Origin of the sequence: Streptococcus dysgalactiae subsp. dysgalactiae, assembly GCF_900459225.1 — a bacterium.
GTDB lineage: Bacteria > Bacillota > Bacilli > Lactobacillales > Streptococcaceae > Streptococcus > Streptococcus dysgalactiae.
Window position 1 is genome coordinate 680959 of the sequence record NZ_UHFH01000003.1, and the last position, 19142, is coordinate 700100.

General features: G+C 40.5%; 14 protein-coding genes and 1 pseudogene. 14 read left to right on the top strand and 1 reads right to left on the bottom strand.

Translation table 11 applies throughout. The features are described from left to right. The first annotated feature begins 131 nt into the window (after positions 1-131). The 6 genes from DYD17_RS03735 (at position 132) to ftsX (ending at position 7165) form a co-directional block, all read left to right on the top strand. Positions 132-776: an HAD family hydrolase gene (locus tag DYD17_RS03735; protein WP_003050065.1), complete on the top strand. Its 645-nt coding sequence runs from the start codon at positions 132-134 to the stop codon at positions 774-776. Positions 777-1006: 230 nt separating this feature from the next. Beyond that, on the top strand, positions 1007-2920 hold the full coding sequence (locus DYD17_RS03740) for a fructose-1,6-bisphosphatase (RefSeq protein ID WP_115276342.1): 1914 nt from the start codon (positions 1007-1009) through the stop codon (positions 2918-2920). 262 nt (positions 2921-3182) lie between these two features. Further along, positions 3183-4304: a tRNA epoxyqueuosine(34) reductase QueG gene (gene queG / locus DYD17_RS03745; RefSeq protein ID WP_115253251.1), complete on the top strand. Its 1122-nt coding sequence runs from the start codon at positions 3183-3185 to the stop codon at positions 4302-4304. Positions 4305-4405: 101 nt separating this feature from the next. Further along, a protein-coding gene (gene prfB / locus DYD17_RS03750) for a peptide chain release factor 2 (RefSeq protein ID WP_115252752.1) occupies positions 4406-5507 on the top strand; the annotation gives its coding sequence in 2 pieces (ribosomal slippage) (positions 4406-4477 and positions 4479-5507; 1101 coding nt in all). Between the two features lie 43 nt (positions 5508-5550). Then, on the top strand, positions 5551-6243 hold the full coding sequence (ftsE, locus tag DYD17_RS03755; RefSeq protein WP_003050069.1) for a cell division ATP-binding protein FtsE: 693 nt from the start codon (positions 5551-5553) through the stop codon (positions 6241-6243). Then, complete coding sequence (ftsX, locus tag DYD17_RS03760) at positions 6236-7165, top strand: permease-like cell division protein FtsX (RefSeq protein WP_003050071.1); 930 nt, start codon at positions 6236-6238, stop codon at positions 7163-7165. The genes ftsE and ftsX overlap by 8 nt, the downstream gene beginning before the upstream one ends. Before the next feature lie 179 nt (positions 7166-7344). On the opposite strand, the gene DYD17_RS03765 is transcribed toward ftsX, so the two are convergent. Continuing rightward, complete coding sequence (locus DYD17_RS03765; RefSeq protein ID WP_046177307.1) at positions 7345-7980, bottom strand: MBL fold metallo-hydrolase; 636 nt, start codon at positions 7978-7980, stop codon at positions 7345-7347. Between the two features lie 240 nt (positions 7981-8220). On the opposite strand from DYD17_RS03765, the gene DYD17_RS03770 reads away from it, so the two are divergent. The 8 genes and pseudogenes from DYD17_RS03770 (at position 8221) to DYD17_RS03805 (ending at position 19013) form a co-directional block, all read left to right on the top strand. Continuing rightward, positions 8221-10683: a bifunctional DnaQ family exonuclease/ATP-dependent helicase gene (locus DYD17_RS03770; RefSeq protein ID WP_115252754.1), complete on the top strand. Its 2463-nt coding sequence runs from the start codon at positions 8221-8223 to the stop codon at positions 10681-10683. 280 nt (positions 10684-10963) lie between these two features. Then, entirely contained in the window at positions 10964-12160 is a 1197-nt protein-coding gene (locus DYD17_RS03775) for a pyridoxal phosphate-dependent aminotransferase (protein WP_115252755.1), read from the top strand. A gap of 37 nt (positions 12161-12197) precedes the next feature. Further along, positions 12198-13544, top strand: a complete 1347-nt coding sequence (gene asnS / locus DYD17_RS03780) for an asparagine--tRNA ligase (RefSeq protein WP_003050076.1) — start codon at positions 12198-12200, stop codon at positions 13542-13544. A 320-nt stretch (positions 13545-13864) separates the two neighbouring features. Next, positions 13865-14578 (top strand): annotated as a pseudogene (locus DYD17_RS03785) (DUF1003 domain-containing protein). A gap of 132 nt (positions 14579-14710) precedes the next feature. Then, on the top strand, positions 14711-15601 hold the full coding sequence (gene rapZ, locus DYD17_RS03790) for an RNase adapter RapZ (protein ID WP_115253252.1): 891 nt from the start codon (positions 14711-14713) through the stop codon (positions 15599-15601). After that, positions 15598-16575 carry a YvcK family protein gene (locus DYD17_RS03795; RefSeq protein WP_003050082.1) on the top strand — a complete coding sequence of 326 codons (978 nt, stop codon included), beginning with the start codon at positions 15598-15600 and terminating at the stop codon, positions 16573-16575. The genes rapZ and DYD17_RS03795 overlap by 4 nt, the downstream gene beginning before the upstream one ends. Next, complete coding sequence (gene whiA, locus DYD17_RS03800) at positions 16572-17483, top strand: DNA-binding protein WhiA (RefSeq protein ID WP_003050083.1); 912 nt, start codon at positions 16572-16574, stop codon at positions 17481-17483. Before DYD17_RS03795 ends, whiA begins: the two co-directional genes overlap by 4 nt. 132 nt (positions 17484-17615) lie before the next feature. Beyond that, complete coding sequence (locus DYD17_RS03805) at positions 17616-19013, top strand: C69 family dipeptidase (RefSeq protein WP_115252756.1); 1398 nt, start codon at positions 17616-17618, stop codon at positions 19011-19013. Positions 19014-19142: the final 129 nt, after the last annotated feature.

Sequence of the window (19142 nt, forward strand, 5' to 3'; positions counted from 1 at the left end):
GGCTGCTACGTAGTCGTTATTTCCATTAGTTGTTAAATGATAAAAGAGGATTTGCATTTGGCGATTCTCTTTTTAGTGCTTTTGCTGAATGTTTTGGAAACTTGTGATAAACTAATCTAAAGGAGGATGCTATGATTCAAGGAATTATTTTTGATATGGACGGTGTATTGTTTGATACAGAGCCCTTCTATTTTAAGCGACGCGAAGCCTTTTTACTGGCTAAGGGGATTGCCATTGATCATTTGAGCGCCAAAGATTTTATTGGAGGTAATCTTCAAGAACTCTGGAAAGACTTGCTAGATGAGCATTTCACTCCTGAGGAAGCAAAAGCAGTCGCTGAAGCTTATGAATCTTACAAATTACAGCATAAGCCCCCATACGCAGAGGTCTTATTTGCTGAGGTTAGGCCTTGTCTCCAAGCTTTGAGAGATAAGAACATCAAGCTAGCCTTAGCTTCTAATTCAAATCGTGATGATATTTTATTAGCCCTAGAGACGAGTCATATTAAGGACTATTTTGAGGTTGTTTTGGCGCGTGAGGATGTCTCCCGTGGCAAGCCTTATCCTGATATTTATGAAAAAGCAGCGCAGTCACTCGGTTTACCAAAAGAAACCTTAGTAGTCGTTGAAGATAGTCAAAAAGGGATTGCGGCCGCGAAAGCTGCTAATCTGACGGTTGTTGCTGTTACTGATTACCGTTATGGGATTGATCAACAAGAGGCTGATGCTAACATCGATCACCTTATGCAACTTTGTGCAACAATTGAGCAGTTTTAGTCATGTGAGGCAAAGGTTTTTGCTTTGAAACTCTCAAGCACATTAAGATAGGAAGGTCTTGGATGCTATTTCTCAAGGCCTTTTTGATTTGTGCAAAAGAATGCGCTTTCAACTTTTTGCTGGCATTTTTGCTGAATAACCTTTACAATGAAAAAGTAGTTAGCTGGACCCCTCTGAGTGGTATCTAGCTTCTTGATATGATGACAAGCGATAAGGAGTGGTTACCGAACATGTCAAAGTACTATCGTCTCTTGAAAGAAAAATTCCCAACAAAGTCTTCTCTGGCTACCGAAATGATTAACCTAGAAGCCATTTGCCATTTGCCCAAAGGAACCGAGCATTTTCTAAGTGATCTTCATGGAGAATATGAGGCCTTTGATTACCTCTTGCGAAATGGTTCTGGATCCATCAAAAAGAAATTACAGGAATGTTTTCCCGACAAAGACCCTGGGACCATTGACCTGCTTTGTCAGTACATTTACTACCCTGCTGAAAAAATCAATGCTAATACCTTGTTCTCGGAACAAGCATTGCAAGAAGAATTAACCGGCTTTCTACCCGACCTATTGCAGTTGGTTAAGTACATCGGAGGCAAGTATACTCGCTCTAAAGTGAGAAAATTGTTACCCAAAGATTACGCCTATATCATGGAAGAATTGTTGACGGAAGGCCAACCTGATAAAAATAAAGAAAATTATTATTCAGCAATTATTGGTAAAGTGATTGAACTCAAGCAGTTGGAAAATCTCTTTATTGCTTTTGCGACCTTGATTCAGCAGTTAGCCATTGATCATTTGCACGTGGTGGGAGATATTTTTGACCGTGGGAAATACCCTGACTTGATTTTGGATCGGCTCATGACTTTTCAGCATATTGATATTCAGTGGGGTAACCACGACATCACCTGGATGGGTGCAGTTTCTGGATCGATGATTTGCATGGTCAATGTGATTCGGATTGCAGCGAGGTACAACAGCATTGAGCTCATTGAAGACCGCTACGGAATTAACCTTCGTCGCTTGATTGATTATAGCCAAACCTACTTTACCCCTAAGGTCGTTTTTCAGCCTATTTTGGATGGGGATGTGATTTCAGAACAAGATGAGCGGGTGTTGAATTGTTTGCAGCAGGCTACAGCTTTACTACAATTCAAGCTGGAACATCAATTGATTCACCGTCGGCCTGAATTTGAGATGATGGCGTCGAGCGCCTTAGACCGCATTCGACCAGAAAGTGAGGAAATGCTGGTGGGTGAGAAAACCTACCCACTAACTGATTTTCCTTTTGACATGGTGGACTGGCAAGCTCCTGGAAGCCTAACCACAGAAGAAGAGGACTTATTGGATGATTTGCTTGAGCGTTTCCAACAATCAGACCGCCTGCGTCATCACATAGAATTCCTCTTTTCGAAAGGTGCTATCTATCATATTTCCAATAATCATTTGCTTTATCACGGTTGTATCCCCATGCATTCCAACGGTGATTTTAAATCCATTTGCTTACAGGGACACTTTTTATCTGGCAAAACCCTGATGGATTTTTACGAAGAAAAAGTGAGGCAAGCCTATCAAAACCCTGATATTCAGGACGATTTTGCGACCGATTTGTTTTGGTATTTGTGGTGCGGAGAAGGGTCTTCTCTATTTGGCAAGCAGCGCATGACCACTTTCGAACGTTATTATATTGAGGACAAGGAAACTCATAAAGAAAAGAAAAATCCTTATTATCACTTAAGGGAAAAAGAAGACATCTGCCAACGTCTTTTGGCTGAATTTACTTTGGATGAAACAGGGCATATTGTCAATGGGCACACGCCTGTCCAGGAAAAGAGTGGTGAGATTCCGATTAAAGCTGGTGGGAAAATGATTATTATTGATGGTGGATTGGCGAAAGGTTATCAGAAAAAAACTGGTATCGCAGGCTATACCTTAATTTCCAACAGTTACGGTTTAGAGTTGGTGGCTCATAACCCCTTTTCATCAGTGGAAGCTGTTTTAAATGGAGAGTGTGACATTATTTTTATCAAACGATTGGTCGAAGAAGTGGCCGAACGCACCTTGGTCAAACAGACAGATAATGGCAAGGAGCTCCTCAAAGAAATTGAAGACCTGCATTACCTCTACCACCATTTTGATGAGTATTAAGCCTTGTTTAAGGTTCTTTTGAGACAATAGCAAAGCCTTAACAGGACTGTCCTATCAAGTAAGGAAAATGTGGAGAACATAAGTCTCTTTTGTGTTGAGTGATGACCTTACTAAACTAAAAGCAAAAAAGGTGGACTTTTGTCTTCCCTTTTTTGTTGTTACAGTAGCTGACTTTTACGGTGAATTTTCTGATGGGGAAGCTTTTGTTGAATTGTCATCCTTTCGTCTTGAAGTCTTAACTTATTTCGATTATGATAGTAGTATGAACATTAAGGCAGACATTCAGGCATTGGCTAAGGAAATTGGCATTTCAAAAATCGGCTTTACCACCGCAGATGATTTTTCTTATTTAGAGAAATCGTTGCGCCTTGGTGTCGAAGAGGGGCGCACTACTGGCTTTGAACACAAGGTGATTGAGGAGAGAATTAAGCCAAAATTATCGCTGGCTTCTGCCAAAACCATTATTTCCATTGCTGTTGCTTATCCCCATAAATTACCTGTCCAACCTCCAAAAACAAGTTATAAACGGGGAAAAATCACACCTAATTCTTGGGGGCTAGACTATCATCATGTGTTGCAAGATAAATTGCAGCGACTAGCAGAAGGTATCGAAGCCTTAACGGCTGATTTTGAATACAAGGGCATGGTAGATACAGGTGCCTTAGTTGATACTGCTGTGGCAAGACGGGCAGGAATTGGCTTCATTGGCAAAAATGGTTTGGTTATTTCTAAAGAATTTGGCTCCTATATGTACTTGGGGGAATTGATTACAAACCTTGACATTGAGCCTGACCAACCTGTGGATTACGACTGTGGAGATTGCAGACGGTGTTTAGATGCCTGTCCGACCTCATGTTTGATTGGGGATGGCACTATGAATGCTAGGCGTTGTTTGTCTTTCCAGACCCAGGATAAGGGTATGATGGCACTCGAGTTTCGTAAAAAAATCAAAACGGTTATCTATGGCTGTGATATTTGTCAAATTTGTTGCCCTTATAATAAAGGGATTGACAATCCCTTGGCATCACCTATTGATCCAGAACTAGCTATGCCAGAATTAGTGCCTTTTTTGGAATTGAGCAATAAGTCGTTTAAAAAAACCTTTGGTATGATTGCAGGTTCTTGGCGGGGGAAAAACATTCTTCAGCGTAATGCTATTATCGCACTAGCCAATGCGCATGATCGAAGTGCCATTCCAAAACTTTTGGAAATCATTGATCAGAACAATAATCCGATTCATACAGCTACAGCTATCTGGGCTCTAGGAGAATTAATCAAAAAGCCTAATCCAGACATGCTGGCCTTTATGAAGAACCTTTCTCTAGAGCATGAAGAGTCCAAAGAAGAGCTTGAAAGTCTACTCACAAAGTGGCAGAAGGCTTGATTTTATGATAAAATAAACAACGTTTAGCAAGCAAATAGAGAGAACGTATTGATAAACTCGAATCTGCTTTTAAAAGAAATGAAACGAAAGAGGAATCCAATATGGAAATAGCAGAAATGCGCCAAAAAATAGTAGAAAACAAAGAGAAGTTGACTAGCTTCAGGAGGTCTCTTTGACTTAGATGGTCTAGAAGAAGAAATTGCTCTTTTGGAGCATCAAATGACAGAGTCTGACTTTTGGAATGACAATATCGCAGCTCAAAAAACCTCACAAAAACTGAATGAGCTGAAGTCTACCTACGAGACCTTCCACAATATGCAAGAACTCTCTGATGAGACAGAACTGTACTTAGAAATGCTTGAGGAAGATGACAGTGTCAAGGACGACTTGGAGGCTAGCTTAGAGACATTAGGTCAGATTTTGGCGAGTTATGAGATGACCTTGCTCCTATCAGAGCCTTATGACCATAACAATGCCATTTTAGAGATTCATCCAGGGTCAGGTGGTACTGAGGCTCAGGACTGGGCAGACATGCTCTTTCGGATGTACACGCGCTTTGGGAATGCCAAAGGTTTTAAGGTAGAAACCTTGGATTATCAGGCAGGCGATGAGGCTGGTATTAAGTCGGTCACCCTTTCTTTTGAGGGACCAAATGCTTATGGCTTTTTAAAATCCGAAATGGGTGTCCACCGTCTGGTTCGGATTTCACCATTTGATTCGGCCAAACGCCGCCACACGTCTTTTGTATCTGTGGAGGTTATGCCAGAATTAGATGACACCATTGAAGTGGACATTCGTGATGATGACATTAAAATGGATACCTTCCGTTCAGGCGGTGCTGGTGGTCAGAACGTCAATAAGGTATCAACTGGGGTGCGTTTGACCCATATTCCAACAGGCATTGTTGTGGCCTCAACGGTTGATCGTACTCAATACGGAAACAGAGACCGTGCCATGAAAATGTTGCAGGCCAAACTCTATCAATTAGAGCAGGAGAAAAAAGCTGCTGAGGTCAACGCCCTTAAAGGAGATAAAAAAGAAATCACTTGGGGGAGCCAGATTCGTTCCTACGTTTTCACCCCTTATACCATGGTTAAGGATCACCGAACAAACTATGAGGTGGCTCAAGTGGATAAGGTCATGGACGGTGAGATCGAGGGCTTTATCGACGCTTACCTTAAGTGGCGCATGAGTGATAATTAAACTAATCATGTGTTAACGATTATTGTAAAGAAAGAAGAGTAAGATGGCATTAATTGAAATGAAAGGTGTTTCAAAGAAATACCGCCGCTCAACGACCGCCCTTAGAGACATTAATGTTTCTGTTAACCAAGGTGAATTTGTTTACCTGGTTGGTCCGTCAGGAGCAGGGAAATCAACCTTTATCAAGCTCCTTTACCGGGAAGAAAAATTAAGTTCAGGTAAGCTGTACGTCGGTGAGTTTGATTTGACCAAGCTTAAATCTCGAGATGTTCCTATTCTACGCCGTCATATAGGGGTAGTTTTCCAGGACTACAAGTTACTTCCAAAGAAAACGGTGTTTGAAAATGTTGCTTATGCCATGGAAGTTATTGGGGAAAAGCGCCGCCATATTAAAAAACGCGTTCCAGAAGTTCTCGATTTAGTTGGTTTGAAACACAAGATGAGATCTTTCCCTAACCAGTTATCTGGTGGGGAGCAGCAGCGTGTCGCAATTGCACGCGCCATTGTTAATAATCCCAAGCTGTTGATTGCTGATGAGCCGACTGGTAACTTAGACCCTGAAATTTCTTGGGAAATCATGCAGTTGCTTGAACGTATTAACCTTCAAGGGACAACAATCTTGATGGCCACTCACAATAGTCACATTGTAAACACCTTACGCCACCGTGTGATTGCCATTGAAGATGGTCGTGTGGTTCGTGATGAAATGGAAGGAGATTACGGTTATGATGATTAGATACTTTTTCCGTCATATTTGGGAATCCATTAAAAACCTTAAACGTAACTTTTGGATGACCTTTGCTTCTGTTAGTATGGTCACTGTCACCTTAACATTGGTTGGGGTTTTCACAGCCACCCTACTAAATATTCAGCGGGTTGCTTCGGGTGTTGAAAACAATATTCAAATTAATACCTACCTTCAAGTTGATTCAACTGATGCTGCTAAAGTGGTGCAAAATACCGCCGGTGAACAGGTTGATAATGAGAATTACCATAAGGTCTATGACCAAATCGCTCAACTGAAAGGGGTTCAAAAAATCACCTTTTCAAGTAAAGATGAGCAATTGAAAAAATTACAAGATACGTTAGGTGATGTTTGGGACATGTATGATGAGGACACTAATCCTCTACAAGATATCTACATTGTTGAAACCAAGACAGCCAAGCAGGTAAAAGGGGTGACCAAACAAATCAAGGCTATTGAAGGGGTAGAGGATGCTGATTACGGAGGCATCAACTCTGACAAACTCTTTAAGTTCTCCAAAATGATTCAAACTTGGGGACTGATTGGGACTGCCTTGCTCTTATTTGTAGCCATCTTCCTTATTTCTAACACTGTTCGGATGACCATCATGTCTCGTCAACGTGACATTGAAATCATGCGTTTGGTAGGGGCTAAGAATTCTTATATCCGTGGTCCATTCTTCTTTGAAGGGGCTTGGGTCGGCTTACTAGGAGCTATTTTGCCAGCCTTACTTATTTATTATGGTTATGACTTTGCCTATAAGCACTTCATGCCAGATTTACAAGTGAACAATCTATCACTGTATCCTATCAATCCTTATGTTTATGGTTTGATTGGGGCTTTGTTTGTCATCGGTGTTATCATCGGTTCACTTGGTTCAGTTCTTTCCATGAGACGTTATTTGAAATTCTAAACCATCAGAACTTCTGAAGTGATCAGAAGTTCTTTTTTTGATATGGCTAACGAAAAAATCAGCAGTCGTAAAACGACGGCTGATTGCTAAAATAGATGTTTAACGGCTGATTGCTAAAATAGATGTTTAACGGCTGATTGCTAAAATAGATGTTTAACGAAAGATACTTCTCTTTCGCATTAGTGGAAGAAGGGGTTGGCATTTTTTTCATGGCTAATAGTGGTTGAAGGGCCATGTCCAGGGTAGACCTGATAATGATTAGGAAGGCTGAATAATTGAGTGTTAATGCTATCAATCAACTGCTCAAAGTTCCCCGTTGGCAGGTCTGTTCTACCAATGCTTTCTCGGAATAAGGCATCACCACTAATGACGAATGCTTCCTCAGGAAAGATAAAAGAAACCCCTCCAGCTGAGTGTCCAGGTGTTGGAACCACAATGAATTGACAACCTGCGATGTCATAAGCAGTGTGGTATTGAAAAATCTCTTCAGCAGGTTGGCAGATAATATCAGGAAGATCTGCGTGACGAATCAGCCCAGAAAGGTTCATCTCAGGAGTGTAAAGCCAAGTGGCTTCTTCGTTAGCTACATAGACAGGTGGCTGGCCAAATGCTTCCCTAACCGCCTCCAAACTCATGATATGATCATAATGGGTATGCGTCAGCAAAATAGCCGCAAGTGGTTTATTTAATTCTTTGATACGGTCAATAATAGCCTTACCATTGCTACCAGGATCGACCACCAAAATACCTTGGTCAGTTACCAGTAGGTAAGTATTTTCCTCTGCAACGGGGTTCGTTATTGTAATAGGTGTCATATGCTGAGTCATTTTAAACGTGATGTCCTTTCTAATGTGTCTTTGGTTATTAGGTTAAGTCAAACAGTTTCATTTGCCATATTCTATCAGAAAAATGAGCAAAGGCGTAGCATTTAAAAGATACCCTTTGTGATATTATACCACGCCTAGATGTGATTCGCTGTTAAAAGGAATTAATGGACGGCGAAATGCCTCGTTCAGCCGAACGCTCTTTTGAAAACATGGTATAATAGGAGTACTATGAGTAATGAAATGACGAGAAAATATGCGGTTGTTGATTTGGAAGCAACTAACGCAGGAGCAACCGCAGCTATTATCCAGGTGGGGATTGTCATTATTGAGGGAAAAGAAGTTGTCGAAACTTACCAAACAGATATTAATCCCCATGAGCCCTTATCCGATCATATTAAGGCTTTGACAGGAATTACAGATGCCCAGTTAGCTCAAGCTCCCGAGTTTTCACAGGTTGCTAAAACCATTTATGAGTTAATTAGTGATTGTGTTTTTGTGGCCCATAATGTTAAGTTCGATGCTAATTTATTAGCGGAAGCTCTCTTTTTTGAAGGCTATGAGCTATTGACGCCTCGGGTAGACACTGTCGAATTGGCTCAGATTTTTTACCCTAGTCTTGAAAAGTATACCCTTGGCCATTTGTCAGCTGAATTGGGTCTGGAACTGGAAGAAGCGCATACAGCTATTGCAGATGCTAGAGCCACGGCGGCTCTATTTATTAAGCTTTTGCAGAAAATTGACAGCCTCCCAAAAGAATGCTTGGAGAGTCTACTGCCTTATGCTGATAGTCTTTTGTTTGAAACAGCGATGGTCATTGAACAGGGGTTTAATCAAGCCAAGTCCTATGATCCGAGAACGTATGTTCATCTTGGTAAGATGCTATTACCTAAGCACCCAAAAGGGCAATCATCTCCATACCAATTATCGAAGCAATTTGCTATCAATATGGCTCTTTTGGGATTAGAAGAGCGCTCTAAACAAGCTAGCTTTGCTCAACTGATTGAAGCCGATTATCATCAAAGGCAGGCGAGTTTTATCGAAGCCCAGACCGGTATTGGAAAAACCTATGGCTATTTGTTGCCTCTTTTAGCCCAAGAAGACCATAACCAAATTATTGTTAGTGTCCCGACCAAGATATTACAGGATCAATTAATGGCTAATGAAATAGCAGCTATTCAAGAACGGTTTCACATCACTTGCCATAGTTTAAAAGGCCCTGCGAATTACCTTAAATTAGAGGCCTTTGCAGAGAGTTTGGAACAAGAGGACCAAAACCGCTTGGTGAATCGGTATAAAATGCAGTTACTGATTTGGCTATTGGAAACAAAAACAGGAGACCTTGATGAGATTAAACAAAAGCAACGCTTTGCTGCTTATTTTGACCAGCTTAAACATGATGGAATCCTGAGTCAATCTTCTGATTTTTATGACTATGATTTTTGGCAAAACAGTTATGTTAAAGCCCAAACAGCTCGAGTAGTTATCACTAATCATGCTTACTTTTTACATCGGGTTCAAGATGATAAAGACTTTGCTAAAAACAAGGTTTTGGTATTTGATGAGGCTCAAAAATTAATGTTGCAGTTGGATCAACTATCTCGTCACCAGTTGAACCTTAGTCATCTGTTACAATCATTACAGGCCAAGTTAAGCACTCCCTTACCTCTTTTAGAAAAACGTCTGTTAGAAAGCCTTGTGTTTGAGTTAGGACAGCTGTCAAGTGATTTTTATCAGAATCAAGGGGAACAACAAACGCCTGATTGGTCCCGTATTGCTGGCTATGCGAAAGAATTGCCGGGAGTTGATTATCAGGATTTGCAGGCTTTTTTTGCCGTTGCTACTGATGATTACTGGTTAAGCAGCGACAAGCAAGAGGATAAGCGCGTGACTTATCTGAACAGTGCTAGTAAAGAATTTATCCATTTCCGACAATTCTTACCAGAAACGGTGAAAACCTATTTTGTCTCTGCCACCTTAACCATTAGCCCAGAAGTTACCTTAGCTGACTTATTAGGTTTTGAAGAGTATCTCTATCATGTTATTGCAACGGATAAAAAGGAAGACCAATTGGTGCTTGTTGATCAAGACATGCCTATTGTGACAGAAGTCAGTGACCAAACCTATGTGGAAGCCATTGCGAAACGAATTGAAAACTTGAAGCAAGAGGGTTATCCTATTTTGGTGCTTTTTAACGCTAAAAAACACTTGTTGAAGGTTTCAGATTGTTTAGATCAATGGCAGGTGCCTCACTTAGCGCAGGAGAAGAATGGAACAGCTTATAATATTAAAAAGCGTTTTGATAGAGGAGAACAGTCGATTTTACTGGGGTTAGGCTCTTTTTGGGAGGGAGTGGATTTTGTCGTGGCTGATCGGATGATAACTGTAATCACTCGTTTACCATTTGACCATCCGGAAGATCTTTTTGTGAAAAAAATGGGTCATTATCTATTAGGAAAAGGAAAGAATCCTTTCAAAGCCTATTTTCTTCCGATGGCTATTTTACGCTTAAAACAAGCTATTGGTCGCACGATGCGTCGACAAGATCAAAAGTCAGTTGTGTTAATATTAGATCGCCGCCTACTTACCAAGTCCTATGGTCATGCCATTTGGGATAGTTTAGGACAAGAATTCGTGATTTCTCAACAAAATTTCCCAGATAGTCTAGTAGAAATGGCTCGTTTTTTGCTATAATAGAAAGGATCATATAGTGAAAGAGACCCTTAACGTTGATAAGGGTGACAAACCAACGGTCTAGAAATCTTGGTTTGCGACCCTTGTTAGTCTCTTTTAATGACCTGTGTTGAGCCTTTCTCAATGGCTTTTTTCAAATGATTAGTTAATGCCGAAAAGCCCTTCTAACGAGGTAAGAGAAAAAGCTGGCTTAGAGTTACAGTAGAAATAGCTACCAAACACAGACTAGTAAAGTGGTGATTGACGTTAAGACAGGAAGACTGATGAAAAAGGAGATGTGATGACCAAACTATCGAGGCGTGTGTTGGACATGGAAGAAAGTGTGACTCTGGCAGCTGGTGCTAGAGCCAAGACTTTAAAAGCTCAGGGACGCGATATTTTAAGTTTAACTTTAGGCGAGCCTGACTTTATCACACCGAAAAATATCCAAGATAAGGCTATTGAATCCATTCGAAATGGAAAAGCTAGCTTTTACACCGTTGCTTCAGGACTCCCAGAATTAAAGGCTGCCATCGCTACTTACATGGAGAATCAATATGGCTATCCTTTAGCTGCCAATGAAATTGTGGCAGGGACAGGTGCGAAGTTTATCCTTTACGCTTTCTTTATGGCTGTTTTAAATCCTGGAGACCAAGTTTTAATTCCAACGCCTTACTGGGTGTCTTATTCAGATCAAGTGAAAATGGCAGAAGGACAGCCAATCTTTATCCAGGGATTAGAAGAAAATCAGTTCAAGGTTACGGTTGATCAGCTAGAAGCAGCCAGAACTGATCGAACCAAAGTGGTTTTGATTAATTCGCCATCAAATCCAACTGGGATGATTTATGGAGCTGATGAATTAAGAGCTATTGGTGAGTGGGCAGTGGCACATGATATTATCATTTTAGCTGATGATATTTATGGTTCCTTAGTTTATAATGGCAATCAGTTTATTCCTATTTCAACGCTCTCAGAGGCAATTCGTTGTCAAACCATTACAGTTAACGGGGTGGCTAAAAGTTATGCCATGACAGGATGGCGAGTTGGTTTTGCTGTTGGGGATCCTGAGATTATTGCCGCTATGAGCAAGATTATTGGACAGACAACATCCAATTTAGCAACGGTTTCACAATATGCGGCTATTGAAGCCTTCGCAGGTGATCAGTCGTCGTTGGAAGGCATGCGGTTGGCCTTTGAAGAACGTCTAAATACTATTTACCCACTTTTAAATCAGGTGCCAGGATTTGAGGTGATGAAACCTCAAGGAGCCTTTTACCTCTTCCCAAATGTCAAGAAAGCTATGACAATGACAGGTTTTACAAATGTAACAGCCTTTACAGATGCTATCTTAGAAGAGGTTGGTCTGGCTGTCGTCAGTGGTGAAGGATTTGGAGCGCCTGAGAATATTCGGTTGAGCTATGCTACTGATTTAGAGACTTTAAAAGAAGCTGTGAGACGGTTGACGGTTTTTATGGACCGCCGCACAGTAACGAATTAAATGGTACAAACAATTTATAGAAAAGAGAGATGATAGAATGACTAAAAAATACGTTTCCATTAGTGATGTAAAAGATTATGTAGGACAAGAAGTAACCATTGGCGCTTGGGTTGCCAATAAATCAGGTAAAGGAAAAATTGCCTTTCTTCAATTACGTGATGGCTCTGCTTTTTTCCAGGCTGTTGCCTTTAAACCAAACTTTATTGAGCGTTTTGGCGAGGAAGAAGGAGCTGCTAAATTTGATACTATCAAACGTTTAAGTCAAGAAACCTCTGTTTTTGTTAAAGGGATTGTCAAAGAAGATGAGCGTTCAAAATTTGGTTATGAGCTTGATGTGACAGATATTGAGGTCATCGGTGAGTCACAAGACTATCCAATCACACCAAAAGAACACGGAACAGACTTTTTGATGGACAATCGTCACTTGTGGTTACGTTCCCGTCGTCAGGCTGCTATTATGCAAATTCGTAATGCTATTATCTACGCGTCATACGAATTCTTTGACCAAAATGGCTTTATTAAATTTGATAGCCCCATTCTATCAGGAAATGCTGCAGAAAATACCACAGAACTCTTTGAAACGGATTATTTTGGAAATCCAGCTTTCCTTAGCCAATCTGGTCAATTGTACCTTGAAGCGGGAATGATGGCACTTGGTCGTGTCTTTGACTTTGGTCCTGTTTTCCGTGCTGAAAAATCCAAAACACGCCGCCACTTGACGGAATTTTGGATGATGGATGCTGAGTACCCATTCTTGTCACATGAGGAATCACTTGATCTACAAGAAGCTTATGTCAAAGCGATGATTCAAGGAGTTCTTGATCGTGCACCACAAGCCTTGGAAACCTTAGAGCGTGACACAGATCTCTTGAAAAAATATATTGCTGAGCCTTTCAAACGTGTAGCATATGATGATGCCATCAGCCTGTTACAAGAGCATGCTTCTGATGAGGACGCGGATTACGAAGCTATCCAACATGGGGATGACTTTGGTTCCCCCCATGAAACCTGGATTTCAAACTACTTTGGTGTGCCGACCTTTGTCGTTAACTATCCAGCTAGCTTTAAAGCTTTCTACATGAAGCCTGTTCCTGGCAATGAGGAGCGCGTGCTTTGTGCTGACTTATTGGCTCCAGAAGGCTATGGTGAGATCATCGGCGGCTCAGAACGTGAGACAGATTACAACAAACTATTAGCTAAAATCGAAGAAGAAGGTCTGAACCCAGATGACTATGCTTTCTACCTTGACCTTCGTAAATATGGTTCGGTTCCTCACTGTGGTTTTGGACTTGGCTTGGAACGTATGGTTACCTTCGTAGCTGGTACCAAGCATATCCGTGAAGCTATTCCATTCCCACGTATGTTACACCGTATTAAACCTTAATTGTCGTAAAAGCTCATGACCCCATGGGCTTTTTGGTTGCTAAAAAGGCTTGAAAAAATAAAACACGTCACAATTGATACACCTACAAGTAGCAATTATGAAAGTATTTCCTATTCTAAAGTGGCGTTAAGAAATCTTTAAGTTAGAAGAAACATAATCTCCAAGGGTAAAGTTACAAGAGCAATCATTAGAATTGATTTCAGAGATAAATAAAGCTTGTGATTACTAGGTCGCCCTGCTTTCTAAAAGAGGTGCTGATTTCTTTTAGAAAGGAGAAAAGAAGGAAGCGTATGACAAATAAAAAATGAGTAAAAGATGCTATTGATGCCAAAAACTATCTTATTTCAGAAGGGATCTTTCTCTTTGAATTAGACCAGCCTTTGCAAGAACTCATCATGACTGACTACCCCAAACTGGGACCTTCTGATTTTATTAGCCAAGAGCATTTAGCTGATTACCGCTTACGTTACCTTAATGACATGATGACAAACGCTAAATTAAAAAGCGATAGCATTCGAGACATGGTTTATGATGTTTCTAAAAAACAAAAAGACCATATTTGAAATGTCCAAGAAGCCTTAGACAGCCAAATTACGTTTGGACAACGCTTAGCTGATCAGGTGGCTCATTTTGGAGGAACGTGGACCTTTATTATCTCCTTTGTTATTTTTATGGCCATGTGGATGCTCTTTAATGAAATTAGTCCCTTTGGTTTGGCGTTTGATCATTACCCCTTTATTTTACTCAATCTTGCTTTATCCACCCTTGCGGCTATTCAAGCTCCGCTTATTATGATGAGTCAGAATCGGACTTCTGAATATGATCGTTTACAAGCTAAAAATGACTATGACATCAATAAAGCATTTGAAGAAGGCATTCGCTTATTGCACACCAAGCTTGATCATTTGGTATTACAAGATCAGTCTGATTTGATGCAGATTCAAAAGCTACAAACAGATATTCTCATTTCAATTACCAAACAATTAGCTCGGCAATTTCGTGAAGACGTTACCTCTTCAGAAGAGAACCCTTAGCCATGTGTAGACCAACAAAAATAGCTTTATCAAACAAGATAGAATACTCCTTGTCGTTTTAAACGTTTTGGGAGGTCACCTTATGTGGTATAATAAAAGGTAATCGTGCCAATAAAGAAAGGGAAAATGCAGATGCCAGATACACACATTAATTTGGTCATTGTGACAGGAATGAGTGGTGCAGGGAAAACCGTTGCCATTCAGTCATTTGAAGACCTTGGTTATTTTACCATTGACAACATGCCACCAGCCCTAGTTCCGAAATTTTTAGAGTTAATCGAACAAACCAATGAAGATCGCAGGGTAGCTCTGGTTGTGGACATGAGAAGTCGTCTCTTTTTTAAAGAAATCACCTCTGTCTTAGATAGTATAGAAACTAATGAGCATATTGACTGCCGTATTCTGTTTTTAGATGCGACAGATGGGGAACTGGTTTCTCGCTATAAAGAAACCAGACGAAGCCATCCACTCGCATCCGATGGCCGTTTGCTTGATGGCATCCGTTTGGAAAGAGAACTCTTATCTCCTTTGAAAAGTATGAGCCAAAATGTGGTCCACACTACAGAATTAACGCCTAGACAGCTGCGTAAAGTTATTTCAGATCAGTTCGCAGGAGATTCTAATCAAGCTTCTTTCCGGATTGAAGTCATGAGCTTTGGGTTTAAATATGGTTTACCTTTAGACGCAGACTTGGTCTTTGATGTTCGCTTTTTACCCAATCCCTATTACCAAGTCAGTTTGCGAGAAAAAACAGGTCTAGATCAAGAGGTTTATGACTATGTCATGGCTCACCCCGAATCAGAAGAGTTTTACAAGCATTTGTTAAACCTTATTGTTCCCATTTTGCCGGCTTATCAAAAGGAAGGAAAATCGGTCTTGACGGTGGCTATTGGCTGTACTGGTGGCCAGCATCGAAGTGTTGCTTTTGCGCATCGCTTAGCTGAAAGTTTAGCTAAAGATTGGTCAGTTAATGAAAGCCATCGTGATAAAAATCGTCGTAAGGAAACGGTAAATCGTTCATGAAAAATCCTAAAATTACTGTGATAGGTGGGGGGACTGGGATTCCCGTTATCTTAAAAAGTCTTCGGAAAGAAGCTGTTGATATTACTGCTGTTGTGACCGTTGCTGACGACGGAGGCTCCTCAGGAGAACTTCGTAATGCCATGCAATTAACCCCTCCAGGTGATTTGCGTAATGTCTTGTTAGCCATGAGTGACATGCCTAAATTTTATGAGCGGGTTTTCCAATACCGTTTTAACGAACGTGATGGTGCTCTAGCTGGTCATCCTCTTGGGAATTTGATTATTGCTGGTATTTCTGAAATGCAGGGGTCAACCTACAATGCTGTTCAGATTTTAACCAAATTTTTTCACATCACAGGTAAAATTTACCCCTCTAGCGAGCAAGCTTTGACCCTTCATGCGGTTTTTAAAGATGGACACGAAGTAGCAGGTGAAAGCTCCATTGCCAAATACCAAGGGATGATTGATCACGTTTATGTGACCAATACCTATAATGACCAAAAACCTCAAGCCAGTCGTAAGGTGGTTGATACCATCTTAGAAAGCGATATGATTGTTTTGGGGCCAGGTTCTCTTTTTACATCCATTTTACCTAATTTGGTGATTCCAGAAATTAAAGAAGCCCTGCGTCAGACCAAAGCTGAAATTGTTTATATTTGCAACATCATGACTCAATATGGAGAGACCGAACAATTTTCGGATGCTGATCACGTGGCTGTTCTAAATCAGCATTTGGGAACAGATCTTATTGATACAGTATTGGTAAATGTGGCTAAAGTCCCTCAAGCTTATATGAATTCTAACAAATTTGATGAGTACCTTGTTCAGGTTGATCACGATTTTGCTGGGCTGTGTCAGTCTGCTAAACGGGTGATTTCTTCTCATTTTTTACGATTGGAGAATGGCGGAGCCTTTCATGATGGTAACCTGGTGGTTGAAGAATTGATGAACTTAGTGAGGATTGCTAAACCATGAGTTTCACAACTAAAGTTAAAGAAGAATTAATTCATTTATCCACTGCAGATAAAAATGAGCTGGCAGCTATCATTAAATTATCAGGTAGTTTGGGTTTGGTCAATCAAGGGCTTCATTTGTCTATTACAACTGAAAATGCTAAAATCGCTCGCTACATTTACTCGCTGATTGAAGATGATTATGCCATTGTGCCAGAAATCAGGTATCATCAGAAGACAAATCTTCGCAAAAATCGTGTGTATACCGTCTATGTGGAGCAAGACGTTGACACTATTTTAGCTGACTTAAAGCTGGCTGATTCATTTTTTGGTTTGGAAACAGGCATTGAACCTCAAATCTTATTGAATGATGATGCCGGTCGTTCCTATCTCAAAGGCGCTTTTTTAGCGTCAGGAAGTATTAGAGATCCCGAATCGGGCAAGTACCAGCTAGAAATGTATTCTGTCTACCTTGATCACGCGCAGGATTTAGCTCAGTTGATGCAAAAATTCATGCTGGATGCTAAAACCATCGAGCATAAGAGTGGTGCCGTGACCTATCTACAAAAGGCAGAAGATATCATGGATTTCTTGATAATTGTCGGTGCGATGACTTGTAAAGAAGAGTTTGAAGGGATTAAGGTGTTGCGCGAAGCCCGCAATGACATTAATCGAGCCAATAATGTCGAGACAGCTAATATAGCAAAGACCATCAGTGCTAGTATGAAAACCATTAATAACATTATTAAGATTATGGATACAATTGGTTTAGAAAGTTTACCAATTGAATTACAACAGGTAGCACAACTTCGGGTTAAACATCCAGACTATTCGATTCAGCAAGTGGCAGATGCTCTTGATTTCCCTATTACTAAGAGTGGGGTCAATCATCGGCTACGCAAAATTAATAAAATTGCAGATGACTTATAATCACTACTATCGCATGAAGAAAGGTTCATGCGATTTTGCATTTTCTAAAAGTTGTTTTCCATTGTTTTTTTGAAGTGTCTGATATTCTGTGGTATGATAAAAGAGATATATCGTTTGTAAAGGAGACTTATTATGGCCTGCACCACTATTCTTGTTGGAAAAAGAGTGTCTTATGACGGCTCAACTATGATTGCCCGGACCGAAGATTCCCAAAATGGAGATTTCACTCCTAAAAAAATGGTCGTGGTTAAAGCAGAAGATCAGCCTAGACATTACCGTTCGGTGCAATCTTCCTTTGAAATGGAGTTACCTGACAATCCCATGACTTACACGTCTGTTCCTGATGCGCTTGGTAAAGATGGTATCTGGGCAGAAGCTGGTGTGAACGAGGCTAATGTGGCCATGTCAGCAACTGAAACCATCACTACCAATTCTCGTGTTTTAGGAGCAGACCCTCTAGTAGCTTCTGGTATTGGTGAGGAGGACATGGTAACCTTAGTGCTTCCTTATATCCGTTCTGCGCGTGAAGGGGTTTTGCGTCTTGGTGCCATTTTAGAAGAATATGGAACTTACGAGTCAAATGGTGTGGCTTTTTCCGATGAACATGACATTTGGTGGCTGGAAACGATTGGTGGTCATCACTGGATTGCAAGACGGGTGCCAGATGATGCTTATGTCACCAATCCCAATCAATTTGGCATTGATCATTTTGAATTTAACAATCCTGAAGATTACCTTTGCTCAGCTGATTTAAAGGACTTTATTGACACGTATCACTTAGATTTAACCTATAGTCATGAGCATTTTAATCCCCGATATGCCTTTGGTAGCCAACGTGACAAAGACCGTCACTATAATACGCCACGTGCTTGGATCATGCAAAAATTCTTAAATCCAGAAATTGTTCAAGATCCACGTAGTTTTGCACTTCCTTGGTGCCAAAAACCTTACCGTAAAATCACTGTAGAAGATGTTAAATACGTTTTGAGTAGTCACTATCAGGATACGGTTTATGATCCTTATGGTTCAGAAGGGACTCCGGTTAGCAAGAAAGCTTTCCGTCCTATTGGCATTAATCGTACAAGCCAAACAGCTATTTTGCAAATTCGTCCTCATAAACCTAAAGAAATTGCCGCTATCCAGTGGATGGCTTATGGGTCAATGCCATTTAATACCATGGTACCTTTTTTCACACAGGTGAAGACTATTCCAGATTATTTTGCTAACACTCACGAAAATGTGTCTACCGATAATTTTTATTGGACCAGCCGCTTGATTGCGGCTTTGGCAGATCCTCACCATAATCATCATGAAACAGATTTGGAAAATTATTTAGAAGCAACGATGGCAAAAGGTCATGCTCGATTACACGCAGTTGAGGCAAAGCTATTAGCAGGTGAAACAGTTGATTTAGAAGAAGAAAACCAAAAAATGAGCGATGAGATTCAAGTAGATACTCAAGCTTTGCTGAATAAGATTCTCTTTGATGCTAGTAATTTAATGACCAATCGTTTCAGTCTTAGTGACTAAACAAATTCAAGGTTGAGCAGAAGAGCTCAGCCTTTTTCTAGTTTTTTTCATGAATGATAAGATTAAAAACATCAAAAACTTGGAAAAACGGTGAGAGTGTGTTATACTTAACTGGTCGATTTTTAACCA